The organism is Pseudomonas sp. P1.31, assembly GCF_001269815.1.
In the GTDB taxonomy this organism is placed as follows: domain Bacteria; phylum Pseudomonadota; class Gammaproteobacteria; order Pseudomonadales; family Pseudomonadaceae; genus Aquipseudomonas; species Aquipseudomonas rustica.
In genome coordinates, this window is sequence record NZ_LHVN01000032.1 from 359,374 (window position 1) to 384,704 (window position 25,331).

General features: G+C 59.0%; 25 protein-coding genes and 1 tRNA gene. 11 read left to right on the plus strand and 15 right to left on the minus strand.

Annotated elements, in window-relative coordinates:
- The first annotated feature begins 12 nt into the window (after positions 1 to 12).
- The 11 genes from arcA to AD669_RS20425 all read left to right on the plus strand — a co-directional run bounded on the left by arcA (position 13) and on the right by AD669_RS20425 (position 13,481).
- Positions 13 to 1,269 carry an arginine deiminase gene (arcA, locus tag AD669_RS20375; RefSeq protein ID WP_053123052.1) on the plus strand — a complete coding sequence of 419 codons (1,257 nt, stop codon included), beginning with the start codon at positions 13 to 15 and terminating at the stop codon, positions 1,267 to 1,269.
- A 69-nt stretch (positions 1,270 to 1,338) separates the two neighbouring features.
- The gene (locus tag AD669_RS20380) at positions 1,339 to 2,349 is read left to right on the plus strand and encodes an ornithine carbamoyltransferase (protein WP_053123054.1); all 1,011 of its coding nucleotides are present in this window, start codon (positions 1,339 to 1,341) and stop codon (positions 2,347 to 2,349) included.
- Positions 2,350 to 2,490: 141 nt separating this feature from the next.
- Complete coding sequence (gene arcC, locus AD669_RS20385) at positions 2,491 to 3,420, plus strand: carbamate kinase (protein WP_053123056.1); 930 nt, start codon at positions 2,491 to 2,493, stop codon at positions 3,418 to 3,420.
- 62 nt (positions 3,421 to 3,482) lie between these two features.
- Positions 3,483 to 3,845, plus strand: a complete 363-nt coding sequence (locus tag AD669_RS20390; RefSeq protein WP_053123058.1) for a DUF5064 family protein — start codon at positions 3,483 to 3,485, stop codon at positions 3,843 to 3,845.
- Positions 3,846 to 4,077: 232 nt separating this feature from the next.
- Entirely contained in the window at positions 4,078 to 5,586 is a 1,509-nt protein-coding gene (locus AD669_RS20395) for a sigma-54-dependent transcriptional regulator (RefSeq protein ID WP_053123059.1), read from the plus strand.
- A 576-nt stretch (positions 5,587 to 6,162) separates the two neighbouring features.
- A complete protein-coding gene (gcvH, locus tag AD669_RS20400; RefSeq protein WP_053123061.1) occupies positions 6,163 to 6,546 on the plus strand; it encodes a glycine cleavage system protein GcvH in 384 nt (127 codons plus the stop codon).
- Between the two features lie 11 nt (positions 6,547 to 6,557).
- Positions 6,558 to 9,410 (plus strand): aminomethyl-transferring glycine dehydrogenase, encoded by a 2,853-nt coding sequence (gene gcvP, locus AD669_RS20405; protein ID WP_053123063.1) that lies wholly within the window; start codon positions 6,558 to 6,560, stop codon positions 9,408 to 9,410.
- A gap of 201 nt (positions 9,411 to 9,611) precedes the next feature.
- Positions 9,612 to 10,988, plus strand: coding sequence for an L-serine ammonia-lyase (locus tag AD669_RS20410; RefSeq protein ID WP_053123066.1), 1,377 nt, complete (start codon positions 9,612 to 9,614; stop codon positions 10,986 to 10,988).
- Between the two features lie 165 nt (positions 10,989 to 11,153).
- On the plus strand, positions 11,154 to 12,278 hold the full coding sequence (gene gcvT, locus AD669_RS20415; RefSeq protein ID WP_053123068.1) for a glycine cleavage system aminomethyltransferase GcvT: 1,125 nt from the start codon (positions 11,154 to 11,156) through the stop codon (positions 12,276 to 12,278).
- Between the two features lie 404 nt (positions 12,279 to 12,682).
- Positions 12,683 to 12,895 carry a cold-shock protein gene (locus AD669_RS20420; RefSeq protein ID WP_003227496.1) on the plus strand — a complete coding sequence of 71 codons (213 nt, stop codon included), beginning with the start codon at positions 12,683 to 12,685 and terminating at the stop codon, positions 12,893 to 12,895.
- A 97-nt stretch (positions 12,896 to 12,992) separates the two neighbouring features.
- The gene (locus tag AD669_RS20425) at positions 12,993 to 13,481 is read left to right on the plus strand and encodes an RDD family protein (protein ID WP_053123069.1); all 489 of its coding nucleotides are present in this window, start codon (positions 12,993 to 12,995) and stop codon (positions 13,479 to 13,481) included.
- An 83-nt stretch (positions 13,482 to 13,564) separates the two neighbouring features.
- On the opposite strand, the gene nadA is transcribed toward AD669_RS20425, so the two are convergent.
- The 15 genes from nadA to AD669_RS20500 form a co-directional block, all read right to left on the minus strand.
- Positions 13,565 to 14,623 carry a quinolinate synthase NadA gene (gene nadA / locus AD669_RS20430; protein WP_008080237.1) on the minus strand — a complete coding sequence of 353 codons (1,059 nt, stop codon included), beginning with the start codon at positions 14,621 to 14,623 and terminating at the stop codon, positions 13,565 to 13,567.
- 271 nt (positions 14,624 to 14,894) lie between these two features.
- Positions 14,895 to 14,970 (minus strand) — tRNA-Lys (locus AD669_RS20435).
- A gap of 62 nt (positions 14,971 to 15,032) precedes the next feature.
- Positions 15,033 to 15,725, minus strand: a complete 693-nt coding sequence (queC, locus tag AD669_RS20440) for a 7-cyano-7-deazaguanine synthase QueC (protein WP_053123071.1) — start codon at positions 15,723 to 15,725, stop codon at positions 15,033 to 15,035.
- A 1-nt stretch (position 15,726) separates the two neighbouring features.
- Positions 15,727 to 16,374 (minus strand): 7-carboxy-7-deazaguanine synthase QueE, encoded by a 648-nt coding sequence (queE, locus tag AD669_RS20445; RefSeq protein ID WP_053123072.1) that lies wholly within the window; start codon positions 16,372 to 16,374, stop codon positions 15,727 to 15,729.
- Between the two features lie 166 nt (positions 16,375 to 16,540).
- Complete coding sequence (gene ybgF / locus AD669_RS20450; protein WP_053123074.1) at positions 16,541 to 17,383, minus strand: tol-pal system protein YbgF; 843 nt, start codon at positions 17,381 to 17,383, stop codon at positions 16,541 to 16,543.
- 6 nt (positions 17,384 to 17,389) lie between these two features.
- A complete protein-coding gene (pal, locus tag AD669_RS20455; RefSeq protein ID WP_003178634.1) occupies positions 17,390 to 17,887 on the minus strand; it encodes a peptidoglycan-associated lipoprotein Pal in 498 nt (165 codons plus the stop codon).
- Between the two features lie 52 nt (positions 17,888 to 17,939).
- Complete coding sequence (gene tolB, locus AD669_RS20460; RefSeq protein ID WP_172680149.1) at positions 17,940 to 19,220, minus strand: Tol-Pal system beta propeller repeat protein TolB; 1,281 nt, start codon at positions 19,218 to 19,220, stop codon at positions 17,940 to 17,942.
- A gap of 17 nt (positions 19,221 to 19,237) precedes the next feature.
- Complete coding sequence (gene tolA / locus AD669_RS20465; RefSeq protein WP_053123075.1) at positions 19,238 to 20,317, minus strand: cell envelope integrity protein TolA; 1,080 nt, start codon at positions 20,315 to 20,317, stop codon at positions 19,238 to 19,240.
- Positions 20,317 to 20,769, minus strand: a complete 453-nt coding sequence (gene tolR, locus AD669_RS20470) for a protein TolR (protein WP_161806672.1) — start codon at positions 20,767 to 20,769, stop codon at positions 20,317 to 20,319. The genes tolA and tolR overlap by 1 nt, the downstream gene beginning before the upstream one ends.
- A gap of 23 nt (positions 20,770 to 20,792) precedes the next feature.
- The gene (tolQ, locus tag AD669_RS20475) at positions 20,793 to 21,488 is read right to left on the minus strand and encodes a protein TolQ (protein ID WP_008080223.1); all 696 of its coding nucleotides are present in this window, start codon (positions 21,486 to 21,488) and stop codon (positions 20,793 to 20,795) included.
- A complete protein-coding gene (gene ybgC, locus AD669_RS20480) occupies positions 21,478 to 21,945 on the minus strand; it encodes a tol-pal system-associated acyl-CoA thioesterase (protein WP_053123077.1) in 468 nt (155 codons plus the stop codon). Before ybgC ends, tolQ begins: the two co-directional genes overlap by 11 nt.
- A gap of 127 nt (positions 21,946 to 22,072) precedes the next feature.
- A complete protein-coding gene (gene ruvB, locus AD669_RS20485) occupies positions 22,073 to 23,134 on the minus strand; it encodes a Holliday junction branch migration DNA helicase RuvB (protein WP_053123079.1) in 1,062 nt (353 codons plus the stop codon).
- Positions 23,135 to 23,743 carry a Holliday junction branch migration protein RuvA gene (ruvA, locus tag AD669_RS20490; protein WP_053123081.1) on the minus strand — a complete coding sequence of 203 codons (609 nt, stop codon included), beginning with the start codon at positions 23,741 to 23,743 and terminating at the stop codon, positions 23,135 to 23,137.
- Between the two features lie 114 nt (positions 23,744 to 23,857).
- Positions 23,858 to 24,385 (minus strand): crossover junction endodeoxyribonuclease RuvC, encoded by a 528-nt coding sequence (ruvC, locus tag AD669_RS20495; RefSeq protein ID WP_008080220.1) that lies wholly within the window; start codon positions 24,383 to 24,385, stop codon positions 23,858 to 23,860.
- A gap of 157 nt (positions 24,386 to 24,542) precedes the next feature.
- Positions 24,543 to 25,289, minus strand: a complete 747-nt coding sequence (locus AD669_RS20500) for a YebC/PmpR family DNA-binding transcriptional regulator (RefSeq protein ID WP_016983823.1) — start codon at positions 25,287 to 25,289, stop codon at positions 24,543 to 24,545.
- Positions 25,290 to 25,331 lie beyond the last annotated feature (42 nt).

Here is a 25,331-nt window from a genome sequence, read left to right on the forward strand (position 1 = left end):
AGGATCACTGAAATGACCACGGAAAAAGTTAAGTACGGCGTACATTCCGAAGCCGGCAAACTGCGCAAAGTCATGGTTTGCTCCCCAGGTCTGGCCCACCAGCGGCTGACCCCGAACAACTGCGATGAGCTGCTGTTCGACGACGTGCTCTGGGTTGCCCAGGCCAAGCGCGACCACTTCGACTTCGTCACCAAGATGCGCGAGCGCGGCATCGATGTGCTGGAAATGCACAACCTGCTGACCGACATCGTCGCCATCCCCGAGGCGCTGGACTGGATTCTTGAGCGCAAGGTCACCGCCGATTCGGTGGGCCTGGGCCTGATCAACGAAGTCAAATCCTGGCTGAAAAGCCTCGAGCCACGGCACATCGCCGAGTTCCTGATTGGCGGCGTGTCCGCTGATGATCTGCCGGACAGCTTTGGTGGCAAGACCATCCAGATGTTCCGCGACTTCCTCGGCCACTCCAGCTTCATTCTGCCGCCGCTGCCGAACACTCAGTTCACCCGCGACACCACCTGCTGGATCTACGGTGGCGTGACGCTGAACCCGATGTACTGGCCAGCGCGCCGTCAGGAAACCCTGCTGACCACCGCCATCTACAAATTCCATCCACAGTTCACCAACGCCGAATTCGAAATCTGGTACGGCGACCCGGACAAGGATCACGGCAGCTCCACCCTTGAAGGCGGCGACGTCATGCCAATCGGCAACGGCGTGGTGTTGATCGGTATGGGCGAGCGCTCGTCCCGTCAGGCCATCGGCCAACTGGCGCTGAACCTGTTCAAGAACAAAGCCGTGGAAAAAGTCATCGTTGCCGGCCTGCCGAAATCCCGCGCGGCGATGCACCTCGACACCGTGTTCAGCTTCTGCGACCGCGACCTCGTAACGATTTTCCCGGAAGTGGTCAATCAGATCGTTGCCTTCACCCTGCGACCTGACGAAGGCAAACAGGGCGGCATCGACATCCGCCGCGAAGAAGGCACTTTCCTCGACACCGTGGCCAAGGCCCTCAATCTGAAAGCGTTGCGCGTGGTGGAAACCGGCGGCAACAGCTTCGCCGCTGAACGCGAGCAATGGGACGACGGCAACAACGTGGTGGCCGTGGAACCGGGCGTGGTCATCGGCTACGACCGCAACACCTACACCAACACCCTGCTGCGCAAGGCCGGCGTGGAAGTCATCACCATCAGCGCCGGTGAACTGGGCCGAGGCCGTGGCGGTGGCCACTGCATGACCTGCCCGATCGTGCGCGACGCAATCGACTACTAAACCTCTGAGCCCTGGCCGTCACTTACAACGTGCGGCCAGGGGGATAACCGACACCGAAGGAGATCCATCATGGCTTTTAACATTCACAACCGTAACCTGCTCAGCCTGGAACACCACACTCCACGTGAGCTGCGTTACCTGCTCGACCTGTCCCGCGACCTCAAACGCGCCAAGTACACCGGCACCGAGCAGCAACATCTGAAGGGCAACAACATCGCCCTGATCTTCGAAAAAACCTCGACCCGTACCCGTTGCGCGTTCGAAGTGGCGGCGTATGACCAAGGCGCCAACGTCACCTACATCGACCCGAACTCTTCGCAGATCGGTCACAAGGAAAGCATGAAAGACACAGCCCGCGTGCTGGGTCGCATGTACGACGCCATCGAGTACCGTGGCTTCAAACAGGAGATCGTCGAAGAGCTGGCCAAGTTCGCTGGCGTGCCTGTGTTCAACGGTCTGACCGATGAATATCACCCGACACAAATGATCGCCGACGTGCTGACCATGCGTGAGCACGCCGACAAGCCGATTCACGAAATCAGCTACGCCTACCTTGGCGATGCGCGCAACAACATGGGTAACTCGCTGCTGCTGATCGGCGCCAAACTCGGCATGGACGTGCGCATCTGCGCGCCAAAAGCCCTGTGGCCACTGGATGATCTGGTCGAGCGTTGCCACAAATATGCCGAAGAAAGTGGCGCACGCATCACCCTGACCGAAGACCCGAAAGCGGCGGTCAAAGGCGTCGACTTCATCCACACCGACGTTTGGGTGTCGATGGGCGAGCCGGTGGAAGCCTGGGCCGAGCGTATCCAGCAACTGCTGCCATACCAGGTCAACGCCGAGCTGATGAAAGCCTCCGGCAACCCGCGCACCAAGTTCATGCACTGCCTGCCGGCATTCCACAACAGTGATACCAAAGTCGGCAAGCAAATCGCCGAACAGTATCCACACCTGAAAAACGGCATCGAAGTGACCGACGACGTGTTCGAGTCCCCAGCCTGCATCGCCTTCGAGCAAGCGGAAAACCGCATGCACACAATCAAGGCGATCCTGGTCTCGACCCTCGCTGATCTGTAACCACTGCTTATCCATGATCGTTCCCACGCTCCCGCGTGGGAATGCATCCCGTGACGCTCTGCGTCACAGCGGACGCGGAGCGTCCGTGGCGGCATTCCCACGCAGAGTGTGGGAACGATCACTACGAAAAGGACATGCACCATGCGTATCGTCGTAGCTCTGGGCGGTAACGCCCTGCTCCGCCGTGGTGAGCCGATGACCGCTGACAATCAGCGCGCCAACATCCGCATCGCCACCGAGCAAATCGCCAAAATCCATGCCGGCAACCAACTGGTCATCGCCCACGGCAATGGCCCGCAAGTCGGTCTGCTGTCGCTGCAAGCGGCGGCCTACACCTCCGTCACTCCTTACCCGCTGGACGTGCTCGGTGCCGAAACCGAAGGCATGATCGGCTACATCATCGAACAGGAACTGGGCAACCTGCTCGACTTCGAAGTGCCGTTCGCCACCCTCCTCACCCAGGTTGAAGTCGACGCCAACGACCCGGCGTTCAAGAACCCGACCAAACCGATCGGCCCGGTTTACGACAAAGCCGAAGCGGAAAAACTCGCCGCTGAAAAAGGCTGGGCGATTGCGCCGGACGGCGATAAGTACCGTCGCGTGGTGGCCAGCCCACGACCAAAACGCATTTTCGAAATCCGCCCGATCAAGTGGTTGCTGGACAAGGGCAGCATCGTGATTTGCGCCGGGGGTGGCGGGATTCCGACCATGTATGACGAGAACCGCAACCTCAAGGGTATCGAAGCGGTGATCGACAAAGATCTGTGCTCTTCGCTGCTCGCCGAGCAACTGGAAGCGGATCTGCTGGTGATCGCCACCGACGTCAACGCGGCGTTTATCGATTACGGCAAACCAACGCAGAAAGGCATCGCCGAAGCGCATCCGGATGAACTCGAGCGCCTCGGTTTCGCCGCAGGTTCCATGGGGCCAAAGGTGCAGGCAGCCTGCGAATTTGCGCGCCATACTGGCAAGGTCGCGGTGATCGGTTCGCTGGCGGACATCGAAGCGATTGTCCAAGGCACCGCCGGTACACGCGTGACCACAGCGAAGCCTGGCATCACTTACCGATAATTAGAAACGGCGGGGGCAGGCCCAGGGTCTGCCCTCTTTCCATGCCTTGAAAGGAGTTCCTCATGGCCCAGTTTGAACCCGGTCATTTGCACATCGAGCGGCATGCGTTGACCGACGATGACGTCAATTACAACGTCTGCCTCGACTATGAAGTGTTCACCGATCCGCAGAAAGGCAAAGGGATACAGTTCACCCTGCACGGCAATATGCAGGGCAAGGACATGAAGGAAACGTTTTTCCTGCCCAAGGAAGAGGCCTACAACTTCGCCCGCGACGTGACCCGGATTGCCGAAAAATACGGGATCCCCAAGACACACAGCCAGATCGGCTCGGTGCACAAACATTACGACCTGATGTTTGAAGACATCCGCAAGCAGCTGAACATGCAGTCCGGGGATCCGGTTAATCCTGAGCATTTCGAGTAACCGTCAAGATCAAAAGATCGCAGCCTTCGGCAGCTCCTACATCGATTGATCGTTCCCACGCTCTGCGTGGGAATGCCGCCACGGACGCTCCGCGTCCGCTGTGACGCAGAGCGTCACGGGATGCATTCCCACGCGGAGCATGGGAACGATCAGCGCAAGACACAGATTTCACCATTAGCCCGCCCCAAGGCATACTTGCCACCCTCCGCTCTGCAGATCACTGAACCGCCCCATGCGTATCCACGTCAGTTTCATCGACCGCGTTGGCATCACCCAGGAAGTCCTGGCTATCCTCGGTGGGCGCAACCTCAATCTGGATGCGGTGGAGATGATCCCGCCGAACGTCTATATCGACGCGCCAACCCTGAGCCCGACAGTGCTCGAAGAGCTGAAAGATGCGTTGTTCCGCGTGCTCGGCGTGGAAGCGGTGACCGTGGTCGATATCCTCCCCGGCCAGCGTCGGCACTTGCAACTCGATGCCTTGCTCGCGGCGATGACCGATCCAGTTTTAGCCCTCGACAGCGCCGGCAAAGTCCTCCTTGGCAACCCGGCACTGATCGCCCTCTACGGTCGCGAACCGGCCGGCGAAAGTGTCTCCGAATTGTTCAACGACCCCGGCCTGCTCGACACGCTGCTCGAACACGGCTTCCGTCTGCCGCTGCGCGAAATCACCGTCAACGGTCAAACCTTGTTGCTCGACGCCACGCCAATCACCGACGCCGGCGCCCTGCTGACGTTGTATCAACCCAACCGCATCGGCGAGCAGCTCTCGGCGCTGCACCACGACCACGCCGAAGGTTTCGATGCGCTGCTCGGCGAATCCCCGGCGATCCGTACGCTCAAGGCCCGCGCTCAACGCGTGGCAGCCCTCGATGCACCGCTGTTGATTCAAGGCGAAACCGGTACCGGCAAAGAATTGGTTGCCCGCGCCTGTCACGCGATCAGTGCGCGGCACAACGCGCCGTTCCTTGCTCTGAACTGCGCAGCGCTGCCGGAGAACCTCGCCGAGAGCGAGCTGTTCGGCTACGCCCCCGGCGCCTTCACCGGTGCGGCGCGTGGCGGCAAACCGGGGCTGATGGAGCTGGCCAACCAGGGCACGGTGTTTCTCGATGAAATCGGCGAGATGTCGCCGTACTTGCAGGCGAAATTGCTGCGCTTCTTGAATGACGGCAGCTTCCGTCGCGTGGGCGGTGATCGTGAGGTCAAGGTCAACGTGCGCATCCTCAGTGCGACCCACCGCGATCTGGAAAAAATGGTCAGCGAAGGGTCGTTCCGTGAGGATCTGTTCTATCGCCTCAACGTGCTCAACGTGGAAGTGCCGCCGCTGCGTGAACGTGGTCAGGACATTCTGCTGCTGGCGCGCTACTTCATGCAGCAGGCTTGCGCGCAGATTCAGCGCCCGGTCTGCCGCCTCGCCCCGGGCACTTACCCGGCGCTGCTCGGCAATCGCTGGCCGGGCAATGTGCGGCAATTGCAGAACGTGATCTTTCGCGCGGCGGCGATTTGCGAAAGCAGTCTGGTGGACATCGGCGACCTCGACATCGCCGGCACCTCGGTGGCGCGGCAGACCGACAGCGAGGTCGACAGCCTAGAACAAGCGGTCGAATCGTTCGAGAAAGCGCTGCTGGAAAAACTCTACGTCAGCTACCCCTCGACCCGGCAACTGGCGAGCCGCCTGCAGACTTCGCATACCGCTATCGCCCATCGGTTGCGCAAGTACGGCATCCCCAACAAACCGTAACTCCTTTTGCACACTTAGCAAATCCGACGCCGCGCGCTTGTAGGAGCAGAGCTTGCTCGCGAAAGCGGCCTTTCAGTTGCAATTAATGGTGACTGACAGACCGCTTTCGCGAGCAAGCTCTGCTCCTACATTTTGAACTGTGTTCCAGATTGTTTTCTGTAGGAGTTGCCGGAGGCGGCGATCTGTTGACTTTGGATGTGTATTGGCCGGGACAAGATCGCAGCCTTCGGCAGCTCCTACAGTCCGGGTTTCCAATCCTACATTTGTAGTTACTGCTTAAAAGCGACCTCCGCCTGTACTGAAAGCGCTACAGTGGAATGATGTCGTTACACCCTCCTCTGATCACCGCTGTGCAAGGCTTTGATCCGGTTCAGCTTTTCTCCTCGCCCTGTGCTGTAGCGATTTCGCTACACACACCACTGATTCACATCCGTCCAAATCACTCAAATCATTGATTTATATAGATAAATCAACCTTGGCCGCGTTCTTGCTAATCAACCCTTCATAAATAAAGGGCTTCCCTGCCCAAGCCTTCCACCGCGTCCACCAGACGAGTCTGGCCCCTGAGGAGTTTCCATGAGCGAGTTGCGTTTTACTGAAGATCACGAATGGCTGCGCACCGAAGCTGACGGCAGCGTTACTGTCGGCATCACCGCTTTCGCGCAGAACGCCTTGGGCGACGTGGTGTTCGTGCAACTGCCTGAATTGCAGGCGTACGACAAAGGCGCCGAAGCCGCCACCGTGGAATCGGTGAAAGCCGCCAGCGGCGTGTACATGCCTCTCGACGGCGAAGTATTGGAAGTGAACCCGGCGCTGGACAGCAGCCCTGAACTGGTCAACGAAGATCCGCTGGGCGAAGGCTGGTTCTTCCGCTTCAAGCCAAGCGACGCCGCCGCTGTCGGCAAACTGCTCGATCAGGACGCGTACGACCGTCTGATCAAAGCCCAAGCCGAAGCCTGAGGAACACCGACATGACTCAAGTAAACCTTGGCACCGCCAACGAATTCATCGCCCGTCACATCGGCCCGCGCGCCGGTGACGAGCAAGCCATGCTCAACAGCCTCGGCTTCGATTCGCTCGAAGCGCTGAGCGCCAGCGTCATCCCGGAAAGCATCAAGGGCACCAGCGTGCTCGGCATGGACGACGGCCTCAGCGAAGCCGATGCTCTGGCGATGATCAAAGGCATCGCCGGCAAGAATCAGCTGTTCAAGACTTACATCGGCCAGGGCTACTACAACTGCCACACGCCGTCGCCGATCCTGCGTAACCTGCTGGAAAATCCGGCCTGGTACACCGCTTACACCCCGTACCAGCCGGAAATTTCCCAGGGCCGTCTCGAAGCGTTGCTGAACTTCCAGACCATGATCAGCGACCTCACCGGTCTGCCGATCGCCAACGCCTCGCTGCTCGACGAAGCCACCGCCGCTGCCGAAGCCATGACCTTCTGCAAACGCCTGAGCAAGAACAAAGGCAGCCACCAATTCTTCGCCTCGAGCCACAGCCACCCGCAAACCCTCGACGTGCTGCGCACCCGTGCCGAGCCACTGGGCATCGACGTGGTTGTGGGCGATGAGCGTGAACTGACTGACGTGACGCCGTTCTTCGGCGCGTTGCTGCAATACCCGGCCGCCAACGGTGATGTGTTCGACTACCGCGAACTGACCGAACGCTTCCACGCCGCCAACGCACTGGTCGCCGTGGCTGCTGACCTGCTGGCCCTGACGCTGCTGACCGCGCCGGGCGAGTTCGGCGCTGACGTCGCCATCGGTTCGGCACAACGCTTCGGCGTGCCGCTGGGCTTCGGTGGCCCGCACGCGGCTTACTTCTCCACCAAAGATGCGTTCAAGCGTGATATGCCGGGCCGTCTGGTCGGTGTTTCGGTTGACCGTTTCGGCAAGCCGGCCCTGCGTCTGGCGATGCAAACTCGCGAACAACACATCCGTCGCGAGAAGGCCACCTCGAACATCTGCACCGCGCAAGTGCTGCTGGCCAACATCGCCAGCATGTACGCCGTCTACCACGGCCCGAAAGGCCTGACGCAGATCGCCAACCGCGTGCATCACTTGACCGCGATTCTGGCCAAGGGCCTGACCGCGTTGGGCGCGACAGTTGAACAAGCGAGCTTCTTCGACACCCTGACCGTGGCCACCGGCGCACAAACCGCCGCGCTGCACGACAAGGCGCACGCTGCGCAGATCAACCTGCGCGTGATCGACGCTCAGCGTCTGGGCCTGTCGATCGATGAAACCACCACGCAGGCGGATATCGAAATCCTGTGGGGCCTGTTCGCCGACGGCAAGACTCTGCCGGACTTCGCTGCGCTGGCCGCTTCGGTACAGAGCACCATTCCAGCCTCACTGGTACGCCAGTCGCCAATCCTCAGCCACCCGGTGTTCAACCGTTATCACTCGGAAACCGAGCTGATGCGCTACCTGCGCAAACTGGCAGACAAGGATCTGGCCCTGGATCGCACCATGATCCCGTTGGGCTCGTGCACCATGAAGCTCAACGCCGCCAGCGAAATGATCCCGGTGACCTGGGCTGAATTCGGTGCGCTGCACCCGTTCGCCCCGGCCGCGCAAAGCGCCGGTTACCAGCAACTGACCGACGAACTGGAAGCGATGCTCTGCGCCGCCACCGGTTACGACGCGATCTCGCTGCAACCGAACGCCGGTTCGCAAGGTGAATACGCTGGCCTGTTGGCGATTCGTGCTTATCACCAGAGCCGTGGCGATGAGCGTCGCGACATCTGCCTGATCCCGTCGTCCGCCCACGGCACCAACCCGGCCACCGCCAACATGGCTGGCATGCGCGTGGTCGTGACTGCGTGCGATGCCCGCGGCAACGTCGACATCGAAGACCTGCGCGCCAAAGCCATCGAGCACCGCGAACACCTCGCCGCGCTGATGATCACTTACCCGTCGACCCACGGCGTGTTCGAAGAAGGCATCCGCGAAATCTGCGGGATCATTCATGACAACGGCGGCCAGGTGTACATCGACGGCGCCAACATGAACGCGATGGTCGGCCTCTGCGCACCGGGCAAGTTCGGCGGCGACGTCTCCCACCTGAACCTGCACAAAACATTCTGCATCCCGCACGGCGGTGGCGGCCCGGGCGTCGGCCCGATTGGCGTCAAGTCGCACCTGACGCCGTTCCTGCCTGGCCACGGCCAGATGCAACGCAAGGAAGGCGCGGTCTGCGCGGCACCGTTCGGCAGCGCGAGCATTCTGCCGATCACCTGGATGTACATTCGCATGATGGGCGGCGCCGGTTTGAAGCGCGCTTCGCAGCTGGCGATCCTCAATGCCAACTACATTTCCCGTCGCCTCGAAGAGCACTACCCAGTGCTGTACACCGGCAGCAACGGCCTGGTGGCGCACGAGTGCATCCTCGATCTGCGTCCGTTGAAAGACAGCAGCGGCATCAGCGTTGATGACGTCGCCAAGCGCCTGATCGACTTCGGCTTCCACGCCCCGACCATGTCGTTCCCGGTCGCCGGCACGCTGATGATCGAGCCGACCGAAAGTGAATCCAAGGAAGAACTGGATCGCTTCTGCGACGCCATGATCCGCATCCGCGAAGAAATCCGCGCGGTGGAAAACGGCACGCTGGACAAGGACGACAACCCACTGAAAAACGCTCCGCACACCGCAGCGGAACTGGTTGGCGAGTGGACGCACCCGTACAGCCGCGAGCAAGCCGTTTACCCGGTTGCATCGTTGGTTGAAGGCAAATACTGGCCACCGGTCGGTCGCGTCGACAACGTCTTCGGCGACCGCAACCTGGTCTGCGCCTGCCCGTCGATCGAAAGCTACGCTTAAACGTGTAGGGGGATCAGTTCCATCGATCCCCCACACACCGCAAACCCCTGTAGGAGCCGAGCTTGCTCGCGAAAACGGTGTATCAGATAGCTAATAAGTTGACTGACACACCGCTTTCGCGAGCAAGCTCAGCTCCTACAAAGGAGTGCGGCGAACCGTGAAATCCGCCAATTCCTATAACAAGAAACCGGAGAACCACTCATGTCGTTAAGCGTGTTCGACCTGTTCAAGATTGGCATCGGCCCCTCCAGCTCCCACACCGTCGGCCCGATGCGTGCTGCTGCGCGTTTCGCCGAAGGTTTACGCCGTGAAAACCTGCTGACGGCCACCGCCAGCGTTCGCGTCGAGTTATACGGTTCCCTCGGTGCCACTGGCAAAGGCCACGGCAGCGACAAAGCCGTGCTGCTCGGCCTCGAAGGCGAACACCCGGACACCGTTGATACCGAAACCGTCGCCGCGCGCCTGCAAGAAATTCGCGGCAACGCTCGCTTGAACCTGCTCGGTGAACACAGCATTGCGTTCAACGAGAAAGAACACCTGGCGATGATCCGCAAGCCGCTGGCCTATCACCCCAACGGCATGATCTTCCGCGCCTTCGATGCGGCCGGGTTGCAGATCCGCAGCCGCGAGTACTACTCGGTCGGTGGTGGTTTTGTCGTCGATGAAGACGCGGCCGGTGCCGATCGCATCGTCGAAGACGCCACGCCGCTGACCTTCCCGTTCAAAAGTGCCAAGGATTTGCTCGGTCATTGCGCCACCTATGGCCTGTCGATCAGCCAAGTGATGCTGACCAACGAAAGCGCCTGGCGCCCGGAAGCAGAAACCCGCGCCGGCCTGCTGAACATCTGGCAAGTGATGCAGGATTGCGTCGCTGCGGGATGCCGTAACGAAGGTATTTTGCCCGGTGGTTTGAAAGTCAAACGCCGAGCGGCAGCGTTGCACCGGCAGCTGTGCAAGAACCCGGAATCAGCATTGCGCGATCCGTTGTCGGTACTCGACTGGGTCAACCTTTACGCACTCGCCGTCAATGAAGAAAACGCCAACGGCGGCCGCGTGGTCACCGCACCCACCAACGGCGCGGCGGGGATTATTCCGGCGGTGCTGCATTACTACATGCGTTTTATCCCCGGCGCGAATGACGACGGCGTGGTGCGGTTTCTGCTGACCGCTGCGGCCATCGGCATTCTCTACAAGGAAAACGCGTCGATCTCCGGCGCCGAAGTCGGTTGTCAGGGTGAAGTCGGCGTGGCCTGTTCTATGGCCGCCGGCGCGTTGTGTGAAGTGCTCGGTGGCAGTGTTCAGCAAGTCGAGAACGCCGCAGAAATCGGCATGGAGCACAACCTCGGCCTCACCTGCGATCCGATTGGCGGGTTGGTGCAGGTGCCGTGCATCGAGCGCAATGCGATGGGCTCGGTGAAAGCCATCAACGCGGTGCGCATGGCCATGCGCGGCGACGGCCAGCATTTCGTCTCCCTCGACAAAGTCATCCGCACCATGCGTCAGACCGGCGCCGACATGAAAAGCAAATACAAAGAGACCGCGCGCGGCGGTCTGGCGGTCAACATTATCGAATGCTGAACCTATTTAACTCCGCCTCCCTCAGGGAGACGATCGCATTTAGCCCCCTCTCCCTCCGGGAGAGAAACGTAACTAACTCCCTCTCCCTCCGGGAGAGGGCTGGGGTGAGGGGCTTTTGATCTTGATCTTGCCCTTACCCCAACCCAAATTTTCAAGGAGCCACGCATGTCCACCGAACAACTGTCGAAAACTCCACTTCACGCGCTGCACATCGAACTCGGCGCCCGCATGGTGCCGTTCGCCGGCTACGACATGCCGGTGCAATACCCGCTCGGCGTGATGAAAGAACACCAGCACACCCGTGAACACGCCGGGCTGTTCGACGTCTCGCACATGGGCCAGATCCGCCTGACCGGCGCCAACGCCGCCAAAGCCCTGGAAACCCTGGTGCCGGTGGATATAATGGACCTGCCGGTGGGCATGCAGCGTTACGCCATGTTCACCAACGAGACTGGCGGCATCCTCGATGACCTGATGGTCGCCAACCTCGGCAACGACGAACTGTTCCTGGTGGTCAACGCCGCGTGCAAGGATCAGGATCTCGCCCATCTGCAAAAACACATCGGCGACCAGTGCACCATTACAGAGCTGTTCGAAGAGCGCGCCCTGCTGGCGCTGCAAGGCCCGGCAGCCGTTACGGTGCTGGCGCGCCTTGCACCTGAAGTCGCGAAGATGACCTTCATGCAATTCAACCGCGTGTCGTTGCTGGGCGTGGACTGCTTCGTCAGCCGCTCGGGCTACACCGGTGAAGACGGTTTCGAAATCTCCGTTCCTGCCGCCGATGCAGCAAAACTCGCCCGTGCCCTGCTCGCCGAACCGGAAGTCCAGGCCATCGGCCTCGGCGCCCGCGATTCGCTGCGCCTCGAAGCCGGCCTGTGCTTGTACGGTCACGACATGAACACCGAAACCACACCGATCGAAGCCAGCCTGTTGTGGGCGATCTCCAAGCCCCGTCGTGCAGACGGCACGCGGGCCGGTGGTTTCCCGGGTGCAGAGCAAGTATTCGCACAGCAACAGAATGGCGTCGCACGTAAACGCGTCGGCCTGCTGCCGCAAGAACGTACCCCGGTGCGCGAAGGCGCCGAAATCGTCAACGAAGCCGGCGAGATCATCGGCAACGTGTGCAGCGGTGGTTTCGGCCCGACTCTTGGCGGGCCTTTGGCGATGGGTTACCTCGACAAGGCTTATAACGCGATCGATACCGTCGTATGGGCCATCGTGCGTGGGAAAAAGGTGCCAATGCTTGTAAGCAAAATGCCATTTGTTCCGCAACGCTACTACCGTGGTTGATTGACTGTTTCTATAAGTAACGCGGTTGCGTTAAACGTGCACTAATGTGTAACGCAACCGCCATAAAACAGTGCATCTCCCACCCTTCTATTCGAATATGAACTTTGCTTATAACGATCGAAAACAATTGAACAAGCGAATCGCCTAAGCCGCACTAGTGAACTGACTAATTGCCATCAAGCGTAGGGAAACCGGGGCCTTCACGGGGGCTTGTTTTTTCTCCCGTAGTTGGCGTAGAGTTTGTTCACTGTGTTTGCATGGGTCAGCTTTGAATCGTGACCTGGGCAGTAGCCTACAAGTTAGCTACATCCCGTTCGACGTCTTCTTACTCTCCTGCAACCAGCCCCAGTACTCTTTCATGTGAAAGAGACTGTCATTAATTTTTGCGTCAAAGGAAATAAGAAATGTCCACACGTCAGAGCGGTACCGTCAAGTGGTTTAACGACGAGAAAGGTTTTGGTTTTATCACTCCAGAAAGCGGTCCGGATCTGTTCGTGCATTTCCGCGCCATTCAGGGCAACGGCTTCAAGAGCCTGAAAGAAGGCCAGAAAGTGACTTTCGTTGCTGTGCAAGGCCAGAAAGGCATGCAGGCTGACGAAGTACAAGCAGAAGCCTAATCTTCTGTAACGAAAAAGCCCCTGATATTGATATCAGGGGCTTTTTTGTGCGCGCGAACCCGTAAAATGGCGCTTCCTTTCGCGTCCAGAGGCTGCCATGTCGAAAAACCTGCTCACTCCCCAGGGCGATTTTCCTGCCGTTGGCCTGGGCCGTCGTCTGGCCGCGATGTTCTATGACTTTCTGCTGTGCACGGCACTGTTGATCGTCACCGGTTTCATTTACAAACTGATCCAGGCCGCGATCATCGGCGAAGAACGCCTGCGCGTGCTGACCGATGCCGGAAAAATGGACGGCGATCCGCTGTACTCCACCGTCCTGCTATTGGTGTTGTTCGCCTTCTTCGCCAAGTTCTGGACCCACGGCGGGCAGACACTGGGCATGCAGGTGTGGGGGATTCGCGTGCAAAACGCGGATGGCAGCGCGATCAGCCTGTGGCAGGCGCTGTTGCGGTTTATGGTGTCGATTGCGTCGTGGCTGTGCGTGGGACTGGGTTTTTTCTGGTCGCTGTACGACAAGCAGAAACGCACGTGGCATGACATCTATTCGGATACGCGCGTGGTGCGAATCCCGAAGAAACAAAAGTAAGCGCCCACAAAAAAAGATCGCAGCCTTCGGCAGCTCCTACAGGGATCGATGTAGGAGCTGCCGAAGGCTGCGATCTTTTGCTTTTAGGCGTTACCGGCGAGCTTCATCCGTGCAGCCTGGGTGAAGTCGAGCATGCGCTTCAACGGACGAATCGCCTGCGGAATCAGCGCCGGATCGACAAAGATCTCGTTCGTGCCTTCCTTCAAGCTCTTCAGCGTGCGCTCAAGGGTGTTCATGGCCATCCACGGGCAATGTGCGCAACTGCGGCACGCTGCGCCGTTACCGGCGGTTGGCGCCTCGATGAAGACCTTGTCCGGGCACAGCTGCTGCATCTTGTAGAAGATGCCACGGTCGGTCGCAACGATCAGCGTCTTGTTCGGCAACGACTGTGCAGCGGCAATCAGCTGACTGGTCGAGCCCACGGCGTCTGCCAGCTCGATCACCGAGGTCGGTGACTCCGGGTGCACCAGAATCGCGGCGTCCGGGTACAGCGCTTTCATGTCTTCGAGCTGCTTGGACTTGAACTCCTCGTGGACGATACAGGCACCGTCCCACAACAGCATGTCGGCGCCAGTCTTGCGCTGGATGTACGTCCCCAGGTGCTTGTCAGGGCCCCAGATAATCGTCTCGCCGTTGTCCATCAGGCTTTCGACGATCTCCAGCGCGCAACTCGATGTCACCACCCAGTCGGCTCGTGCTTTAACAGCAGCGGAGGTGTTGGCGTAGACCACCACCGTACGCTCCGGGTGCTGATCGCAGAACGCCGAGAACTCATCGACCGGGCAACCCAGATCCAGCGAGCAGGTTGCCTCAAGCGTCGGCATCAGCACGCGTTTTTCCGGGTTGAGAATCTTCGCGGTCTCGCCCATGAACTTCACGCCGGCGACCACCACGGTCTTGGCCGGGTGGGCGTTGCCGAAGCGCGCCATTTCCAGGGAGTCGGACACGCAACCACCGGTTTCTTCGGCCAGAGCCTGAATCACCGGGTCGCAATAAAAGTGGGCAACCAGCACCGCGTCCTGAGCCTTGAGCTCGGCGGCGATGGCGGCACGGTAATAAGCCTCTTCCTCAGCCGTCAGCGGTTTGGGCTGTTTGGCATCGAGGTGGGCTTGAACCAGAAGGCGTTCGGAAATCTGCGTCATGTTCGCAAGACCTGCAGGCGCGTTCGCGCGAAAGTCGAGTATACACCCGGCTCCGGACCGCTTGAGGGTACCGCCGGGAGAGTGAGTATTATCAGGCACGGACAGCATTGAAGCTGCGCAAGGCTACAGAATATCCCGTTGATACAAAAGATCATTCTGACCTGCGTCAGCGCTGCTGACACCGAAACGACGCGGGGCCGAATTGCAGGCAAAAAAAAACCCGGAAATCCTCACTTGCGTGGGCCTTCCGGATTTTCTAAACCGCCAAAAATGGTGGGTCGTGTGGGATTCGAACCTACGACCAATTGGTTAAAAGCCAACTGCTCTACCAACTGAGCTAACGACCCGCTGTGTGGTGGCGCGTATAATACTGATTTTTAAGGACTATTCAACACCTTTTTGAAAATAATCAAAAATAAGGTGTTGGGTCGTCCACACCAGCGGCCGCGAAGCCTTCCGCACGCAGGCGGCAGCTGTCGCATTTGGCGCACGCGCGGCCTTCATCGTCGGCCTGATAGCAGGAAACGGTGAGACCATAATCAACGCCCAGCTTCACGCCGGCCTGGACGATCTGCGCCTTGCTCAGGTTCTGCAACGGCGCCTGGATGCGGAAGCCATTGCCTTCCACGCCAGCCTTGGTTGCCAGGTTGGCCATGCGCTCGAACGACTCGATGAACTCGGGACGGCAATCCGGGTAACCGGAATAGTCCACCGCGTTGACACCGATAAAGATGTCGCGCGCGCCAAGCACTTCTGCCCAACCCAATGCCAACGACAGGAACACCGTGTTGCGCGCCGGCACGTAGGTCACCGGAATGCCTTCGCCGAGTTCTTCCGGAATGTCGATGCTGGTGTCGGTCAGGGCCGAGCCGCCCATGCCGTTCAGGTTCAGGCCAATCACTTTGTGCTCGACCACACCCAAATCGCGGGCGACGCGTGCAGCGGCGTGCAATTCGGCGTGGGAGCGCTGACCGTAGTCGAAGCTCATGGTGTAGCAGGCGTAACCTTCAGCACGGGCCATGGCCACGACCGTTGCCGAGTCGAGACCACCGGACAGCAGGATTACCGCACGTTTTTCGTTAGTGTTCAGTTGTTCAGTCATATCAGCGCCCCGGCTCATCATTCCATAGATATTTATGCAGCTGCAGTTGCAACCGCACTGGCAGGTTGTCTGCCACCACCCAGTCCGCCAGATCCCTGGCATTGAGGTCATGATGACTTGGCGAAAACAGCACTTCGCCCGCACGTCGATCAAGCCCGTACTGAATCAGTTTCGATACCGCCCAGTCATAGTCTTCCCGCGAGCAGATGACAAACTTCACCTGATCGTTGGGGGTCAGCAATTCGATATTTTCGTAACGGTTGCGATGGGCTTCTTTCGAACCCGGCGTTTTCAGGTCAACCACGCGACTGACGCGCTGATCGACCGCCGAGACGTCGAGGGCGCCGCTGGTTTCCAGCGAGACCTCGTAACCGGCATCACACAACTGTTTAAGCAGAGGAATGGCATTGGGTTGCGCCAGCGGCTCACCGCCGGTGACACAAACGTAGCGCGGACGAAATCCGGCCACTTGCTCGAGGATGTCGTCGAGGCTGCGCACGGTGCCGCCACTGAAGGCGTATGCGCTGTCGCAGTATTGGCAACGCAAAGGGCAACCGGTCAGGCGCACAAAAACAGTGGGCAGCCCGGCAGTCCGCGTTTCCCCCTGCAAAGAGTAGAAAACTTCGGTGATTCTCAATGTGTCTTGCATAGTCGCCACGGGCGTAACAGCTAAACAGGCTGTCCGCCTCCGTCAGGCACTTCAGGCAATCCCGCCAACGCGTAGACCGCAAGAAGCGTGTTTCAGAAAAAGGGCGTGAATTCTAACGAAAAAACCCGCGACAAGCGCGGGTTTCTTCTTGAAAGGTCAAACGGCCTTACATGCGTTGCAGATCGCGTTGGGCCAACTGAGCGGCGGAGGTACCCGGATATTGGGCCACCACCTGCTGCAGAATGCCTTTGACCTTGTCGGTGTGACCAAGGCGGCGCTCTACATCAGCTAGCTTGTACAGCGAATCCGGCACTTTGGCGTGCTTGGGATACAGCTGCGAAACCTTGGCGAAAGCCTGACCCGCACCTTGCAGATCGCCTTTGGCCAGGTTGACTTCGCCCAACCAGTACTGGGCGTTGCCCGCGTATTGGCTGTTCGGGTATTTGCGCAGGAAAGCGGCAAAAGCCTGGCTGGCCTTGTCGAAATCCTTGGCTTTGATCAGGTCGAAAGCGGCATCGTAATACAGCTTTTCTTTGGCCGGATCAGCCGGTTCGCTACCCGCAGCCGGCGCCTGGGTTGCTGCAGCAGCAGCCCCTGCACCAGCGGCAGCACCGGCAGCAGCGCTTGCGTCGCCACCGGCAGAAGAATTCTCGGGAGTCGCGGCAGGTGCAGCACCGGATCCTATGCGCCGATCAAGATCCTGGTATCGCTCCAGGGATTCCTGCTTCATGCGCGCAACCTGATTCTGCAGTTCTTCAATCACGCCTTGCTGGCGCGAGATCTGATCCTGCATCTGTTGCAATTGGTTGAACAGCATGCCTTGTGCCGAGGCAGGGGCCGAAGCCGCTCCCCCGGCATAGGCGCCGTTCGTACCGTAACCTGCAGGCGGATAACTGCTCCCGCTATTGTTATAACCGGAGTTGTCATCGACCACAGGAACCGCAGCCCACGCCGCAAGCGGCGCGAGGCTGAGAGCCAGAACAGTTACAGCACGACGGCACGTTCGCATATCGAATTACTTACGCAGTTCGACGCGACGGTTTTGAGCCCAGGACTGCTCGTCGTTGCCGGTAGCAACTGGACGCTCTTCGCCGTAGGAAACCAGTTCCAGCTGAGCTGGGGAAACACCTTGCAGTACCAGGTAGCGTTGAACGGCTTTCGCACGACGCTCGCCCAGTGCCATGTTGTACTCACGAGTACCACGTTCGTCGGTGTTGCCTTCCAGAACAACGCGAGCGCCGTTTGCTTTCAGGTCTTTGGCGTGAACGTCCAGAGCGCGCATGGCTTCTGGCTTCAGGTCCGAGCTGTCGTATTCGAAGTAGAAGGTGGTGATTGCGCGCAGAGCAGCTTCTTCGCTCAGGGAACCGTCAACGGCACCAGTGTTTGCGCCGTAACCAGCGTTTGGATCAACAGCGCCTTCACCGGCGTTGTCGCCGCCTTTGGACGAGCAACCTACAGCTACAGCCATGGCCAGAGCCAGCGCAGCAAATTTACCAAACTTCAGCATTTCCATCGTGAAACTCCTAATGAACCCCAGTGTGTTAAGTAAAACGTGTAGCGCCCGCTCACTTCAGGTAAGGGGACCAGGACGGTTCTCTGACTTCGCCTTGAGCGGTAGGAAGCGGGAGCCTAACGCGTCCATTAATGGACACGAGCATCAAGACTCCCCGGCCCTGTTGGCGGGTGGCGTAGATTACCATGGTGCCGTTGGGCGCAACAGTAGGCGACTCGTCCAGAGTGCTATCAGTGAGGATCTTTACACTACCTCGCTGCAAATCCTGGGCTGCCACCTTGAAATTGGTGAAACCGTCCTGACGATGGATCATCACCAGGGTCTTTTCATCCGCCGACAATTTAGGGTTGGCGTTGTAGTTACCGATGAAGGTCACTCGCTCCGCACCGCCGCCACTGGCGCTGGTTTTGTAGATCTGTGGCTTGCCGCCGCGATCCGAGGTGAAGTAGATGGTCGAACCATCCTTGCCCCAGTACGGTTCGGTGTTGATGCCCGGACCTGCGGTCACGCGAGTGATCTGACGCGAAGCCAGGTTCATCACGTAAATGTCCGGGTTACCGTCTTTCGACAGTACGAACGCCAGACGATCACCATTCGGCGACCAGGCCGGTGCACCGTTCAAACCTTCGAAGTTGGTGATCTGCTCACGGCGACCGGTGTCGATGTTCTGCATGAAGATGCGCGGACGGCGCTGTTCAAACGAAACATAAGCGATGCGCTTGCCATCCGGTGCGAAACGCGGCGACAGGATCGGCTCACGCGATTGCAGCAGAGTCACGGCGCGAGCACCGTCGTAGTCCGAACGTTGCAGGGTGTAGCGAGTGTTCTTCTCGGAGAAACGCTCGGCCGTTACGTACAGCAGGCGAGTCGAGAACGCACCCGGGATACCGGTGAGTTTTTCGAACGACTGGTCAGCAATGAAGTGCGCCATGTCGCGGATTTGATCCGTGGTACCGGAGACGCTGCCGTCAGCCACTTTCTGCTCGGTGGCAACGTTGAACAGCGCCCATTGCACCTGCAGGCGACCGCCGGCTGGAGCAATGCTGCCGACCATCATGTATTGAGCACCCACCGCCTTCCAGTCACGGAAGATGATTTCGCTCGGCTGGCTTGGCTGGCTGATCATGTTTTGCTTTGGAATCGGCGAGTAGTAGCCCGAGTTACGCAAATCGTTACCAATGATTTCAGCCATGTCGTCCGGCAGGACGGCACCGCCCTGCATACCAAACGGCACAACCGCGATCGGAGTAGCCCGATCACTGCCGCTGGTAACCAGAATGTTCTTTTCATCAGCCATCGCGATCCCTGCCATGCAGCAGATCACGACCAGCATTCCTCGAAGAAGGTTTCTCACAAGGCTAGATCCTCAGGTGTGAATGTCATCTTGAATGAACGATACGGAGCGAAATCGCTCGGCTTCATTCCCTGCATTTCTGTCAAACGTCCAATATTCTTCACTGCCGCCACTGCCGAAGCATCAAACGGACCATCGCCGCTGGACTTGGACACGCTGACCGAAGTCACCGTACCGTCCGGCAACATGCCGATTTGCAGCACGACCGTCATGCCTTTGCGTGCCGAAGGTGGTCGAGCCCAACCTTCTGCTGCTCGCGCACGAATCAGGTCATCGAAACTGCCCGCGACTTCGTCACCCTGCTCATCCGCCAAAGCCTGCTGGCGCTGCGGCGTGTCGGAAAGCAAATCGGCCAAGGCCTGAGCCTTTTTGTCTTCGGTCGATTTACGTGCCGCATCCTGCGCTTTCTTCTTCGCAGCATCGGCAGCAGCTTTCTTCTTCGCTTCGTCGGCGACTTTCTTCTTCGCCTCGTCAGCTTCAGCTTTCTTCTTGGCGTCGTCGGCGGCTTTCTTCTTCGCGTCTTCGACAATCTTCTTCTTGGCTTCTTCAGCGGCCGCTTTCTTGGCCTCTTCTTCAGCAGCCTTTTTGGCTTCGTCTTCGGCTTTCTTCTTGGCTATATCAGCCAATTGTTTCTCTTCTGCCTTTTTCGCCTCAGCCTTTTTCGCGTCGTCGGCTTTTTTGGCTTCATCAGCCTTTTTCGCTTCGTCCGCTTTTTTCGACTCGTCGGCCTTCTTGGCTTCCTCGGCTTTTTGAGCCGCTTCTTCTTTCTTTTGTTCCGCCGCAGCCTTGATCTCTTCCTGCTCGACCTTTTTCTGCTCCATCTGCTCGACTTCGGTCTGACGCGCGGCGGATTTCTTCGCCTCACCCGCAATCTTCTGATTGGTCTGGGTGGTTGCCTGACTTTTCGATTTCAGCTGGTACAGGGTCGCCTGGACAATCGGCTTGGCCGGCGGCAGCTCTGGTGTAAAGGCGAAACTGACGAACAGCATGCCGAACACCAGCACGTGCAGGACAATTGCCAGAACACTAGGCCAGAAGTAGCTTTCCGAGGCGGACGGCTCTCGCTGTTGCTGCATCAGGGGGCCTCGGTAATCAAACCAACATTACCGACCCCGGCTTTCTGCAACCCGCCCATGGCGCCCATGACGGAACCATAATCGACGGTCTTGTCACCGCGGATGAAGACCTGGGTACGCTTGCCGCCTTCGGTGCCGGCACGAATGATCTTGGTCACCGCGTCGGTCATTTGCGGCAGGGTCATGGCCCTGTCCTGTTGCTTCTCGGTATCGACTTCGCTGCCAAGGTTCCAGTAGTAGGTCTTGTCAGCCTTGATCGAAATGGTCAGGACTTGCGTGTTGTTGTCCTGCGGCAAGGCTTCGCTGGAAACCTTGGGCAGATCAACTTTCACGCCCTGATTGAGCATCGGCGCGGTCACCATGAAGATGACCAGCAGCACCAACATCACGTCGATGTAAGGCACCACGTTCATCTCGGCGACCGGCTTGCGCTTTTTGCGAGCTCGAGCGATTAAAGCCATTGGAAATTACCTGCTTATTCTTCGCTGGTGTGCACTTTGCGGTGCAGGATCGCCTGGAATTCATCGGCGAAGGTGTAGTAGCGGCCCAGCAAGGTTTCGCTGCGAGCGGCGAAACGGTTGTAAGCGATAACCGCAGGGATCGCGGCGAACAGACCGATCGCGGTGGCGATCAGGGCTTCGGCGATACCCGGGGCCACAGTGGCCAGGGTGGCTTGCTGGGCGCTGGCCAGACCGCGGAAGGAGTTCATGATGCCCCACACGGTACCGAACAGACCGATGTACGGGCTGACCGAACCAACGGTGGCGAGGAACGGCAGGCTTTGCTCGAGTTTCTCTTCTTCACGGGAGATGGCAACGCGCATGGCACGGGCCACACCTTCCATCACCGCTTCAGGGTCGACACCTGGCTGCTGACGCAGACGCGAGAACTCTTTGAAACCGGCGCGGAAGATTTGCTCGACGCCCGAATCCGGATCCGGGTTGCTGCCCGCCTGACGGTACAGTTTGGACAGATCGATACCCGACCAGAAGCGCTCTTCGAAGCTCTCCAGGGCGCGTCGACCGGCACGCAGCAGATTGCTGCGCTGAAAGATCATGATCCATGAGGTCACCGATGCGGCCACCAGGGTCAACATTACCAACTGCACCACGATGCTGGCATTGCTGACCAGGCTCCACATGGAGGAATGGTCGACGACGTTAGCTTCCACGCTTTATCTCCTGCTTTGAGTGTGTACCCGGGCCGACCGCGTCGGCAAAGGCCGCACGCAAGTCTTCGGGAAGGGCCCGGGGTTTCAAACTGTTAGTGCGCACACAGGCCACCAAAAACTGCCCTTCACAGAGCAGCACATTATCCGTAGCCCGCCTGACCTGCTGTTTAAAGCGCAGGCTGGCACGGTTCAATTCGATTACTTCAGCGCTTACCAGCAGTTCGTCATCCAGTCGCGCCGGCGCGTGGTAACGCGCTTCGCTGGAATGCACGACAAACAACAGATCCTCCCCTGCCAACTGCGATTGGGCAAAGCCCAGTTCACGCAGCCGCTCGGTTCGAGCCCGTTCCATAAACTTGAGGTAATTAACGTAATACACGATGCCGCCCGCATCGGTGTCCTCGTAATAAACGCGACAACGATGTGCGAACGGCCCAAGCCCGTTTTGCGCGCGCATACTCTAGTGCTTACTCCTCAGGTTGCCAATCCGGCCAGGCAACTGTTTTTCATGGTTTCAAAGCTTTAACGCAAAAGTACCGTCGTCTGACAGTACAAACCCTGAATAAATCGACAACAAATGTGTATTAATCGTCCACGGCATCGAGAAACTCGTCTGCCACGGGCATTTCGCCCATTCGTGACGGGATGTTTAAACCGAAATGCAGGTACGCATGCCGGGTCACCACCCTGCCCCGTGGTGTACGCATGATGTAGCCCTGTTGAATCAGGTACGGCTCCAGCACGTCCTCAATGGTGTGCCGCTCCTCGCTGATCGCCGCCGCCAGACTGTCGATACCGACCGGCCCGCCGTCGAACTTCTCGATCATGGTCAACAGTAGACGTCGATCCTGATGGTCGAAGCCATGTTCATCAACGTCCAGCAGGTTCAACGCCAGATCGGCAACCGATTTGGTGATGTGCCCTTTGGCGCGGACTTCAGCAAAATCGCGCACGCGACGCAACAAACGGTTGGCGATACGCGGCGTACCACGGGCACGGCGGGCGATTTCAAAGGCGCCTTCCGGATCCAGTGGCAAACCGAGAATAGCCGCCGAACGACTGACAATCGTCGACAGATCGGCAGTGCTGTAGAACTCAAGACGCTGGACGATACCGAAGCGGTCACGCAGCGGATTGGTCAGCATGCCGGCGCGAGTCGTGGCGCCAACCAAAGTAAACGGTGGCAGATCAAGTTTGATCGAACGCGCCGCCGGCCCTTCGCCGATCATGATGTCGAGCTGGAAATCTTCCATCGCCGGGTACAGCACTTCTTCCACGATCGGCGACAGGCGATGGATTTCATCGATAAACAACACGTCGTGCGGTTCAAGGTTGGTCAGCAATGCCGCCAGATCACCGGGACGTTCAAGCACCGGGCCCGAGGTACTCTTGATCGACACGCCCATTTCCTGGGCAATGATGTTGGCCAGCGTGGTCTTACCCAAGCCCGGCGGGCCGAAGATCAGCGTGTGGTCGAGGGATTCACTGCGGCCACGCGCGGCCTGGATGAACAATTCCATCTGCTCGCGCACGGTCGGCTGGCCAATATAGTCGGCCAGACTGACCGGGCGAATGGCCCGATCCTGGACTTCTTCGCGCTCACGCGGGCTGTGCGCGGCGGCGATCAGACGATCAGCTTCAATCACTTAAATCATTCCCTTCAGGGCGCGGCGGATCATGTCTTCACTGCTCAAATTCTTGTCCTTGATCGCGGAAATCGCCTTGCTCGCTTCCTGCGGTTTGTAACCGAGGGAAATCAACGCGCTGACGGCATCGTTCTCGGCGGTATTGACCGGCGCCGGGCCGTCCGGCTGATTCGGTACCAGCGCAAACATAGCCGGCGAAGTTTCCCACGCCTTGAAGCGATCTTTCAGCTCGACCAGCAAACGCTCGGCCGTCTTCTTGCCAACGCCCGGCACCTTGGTCAGCGCCGAGGTGTCCTGGGATTGCACGCAGCGGATCAACTCGTCGACTTCCAGACTCGACATCAAGGCCAGGGCCAATTTAGGCCCGACACCATTGAGACGAATCAACTCGCGAAAAAAGTCTCGCTCACGTTTACCGGAAAAACCATAGAGCAGTTGCGCGTCTTCGCGTACGACCAAATGGGTGTGCAGGGTCAGCGGTTCACCGACCGACGGCAGACGATAAAGCGTGGTCATCGGTACTTCCAGCTCATACCCGAGGCCGTTTACATCCAGAATCAGGTGCGGCGGCTGTTTCTCAGCCAAGGTGCCGCGCAAGCGTCCAATCACGTTTCAGATCCTTGAGCGTTGGCCAACCGTGGGCTGGCGACTGTCGAAACGCGGATTTCGGGCCGACGACACAGGCGCAAGCATCCGCTTTCGGGAAATTTGATGCTGATGCTATCAGAGACGCAGGCGCCCGCCACGACTGCGTGCAGTGCCCAAGCCGTGCGGCAGCAGACTGGAGCGGGTGTGCGCGTGGCAAATGGCAATGGCCAGGGCGTCGGATGCATCGATTTGCGGTTTGGCGGTCAGTTTGAGCATGTGCATGACCATCATCTGCACTTGTTCTTTATTGGCGGCGCCGGTGCCTACTACGGCCTGCTTGACCTGCGTCGCGGTGTACTCAGCGATCTCCAGGCTTTCTTCGGCGCCAGCGACGATCGCCGCGCCACGGGCCTGACCGAGTTTCAGTGCAGAATCGGCGTTTTTCGCCATGAAGACTTTTTCGATGCCCATGGTGACCGGGCCGTAGGTCTGAATGATTTCACGCACACCGCGATAAACGATTTGCAGCCGTTCGTGCAGCTCGCCCGCACCGGTGCGGATGCAGCCGGAAGCCACATAGATACAGCCGCCACGCCCGGTATCACGAACAATCCCATAACCGGTGATGCGCGAACCGGGGTCGATACCAAGAATTAAAGTCATAACGCCTGCGGTTTTGAAAAAACACGATTTACATAACAACAAAAAACAACTGTGGGAGCGGGCTTGCTCGCGAAAGCGGTGTGTCATTCAGCATTGATGTTTGCTGATACGCCGCCTTCGCGAGCAAGCCCGCTCCCACATTGAAGACTAGTCGCTCTTATCCGAGCTGAGCAGCCACGTCTTCCGGAATGTCCGCGTTGGAGTAAACGTTCTGCACGTCGTCCAGATCCTCAAGCATGTCGATCAGCTTGAGCACCTTCTCCGCGCCTTCCAGATCCAGCTCGGCGCTGGTGGTCGGCTGCATGACGATTTCTGCGTCATCACCCTTGAAGCCGGCCGCTTCCAGCGCGTTACGCACCGCGTAGAAACTGGTGAACGAGGTGAACACGTCGATCGAACCGTCTTCGTGTGCAACCACGTCATCGGCATCGGCTTCCAGCGCAGCTTCGGTCAGTGCGTCTTCATCGACGCCCGGCGCAAAGCTGATCTGGCCTTTGCGCTCGAACAGATACGCCACCGAACCGTCGGTGCCAAGGTTGCCACCGCACTTGCTGAACGCGTGGCGCACGGCTGCGGCGGTACGGTTGCGGTTGTCGGTCATGCACTCGACCAACACCGCTACGCCGCCCGGGCCGTAGCCTTCGTAGGTCAGCTCTTCAACGTTGTCCGCTTCGGTCGCACCGGCGCCACGTGCAACGGCACGGTCGATGATGTCGCGGCTCATGTTTGCGCTCAGCGCTTTATCCAGCGCCAGACGCAGACGCGGGTTGGAGCCCGGATCACCGCCGCCCTGACGGGCCGCAACGGTCAGTTCGCGGATCCACTTGGTGAAGATCTTGCCCCTTTTGGCATCCTGACGTTCTTTGCGGTGCTTGATGTTCGCCCACTTGGAATGACCAGCCATAACTCGCTCCGAATTCTCTTTGAAACGTTGCCCGCCCTGCTC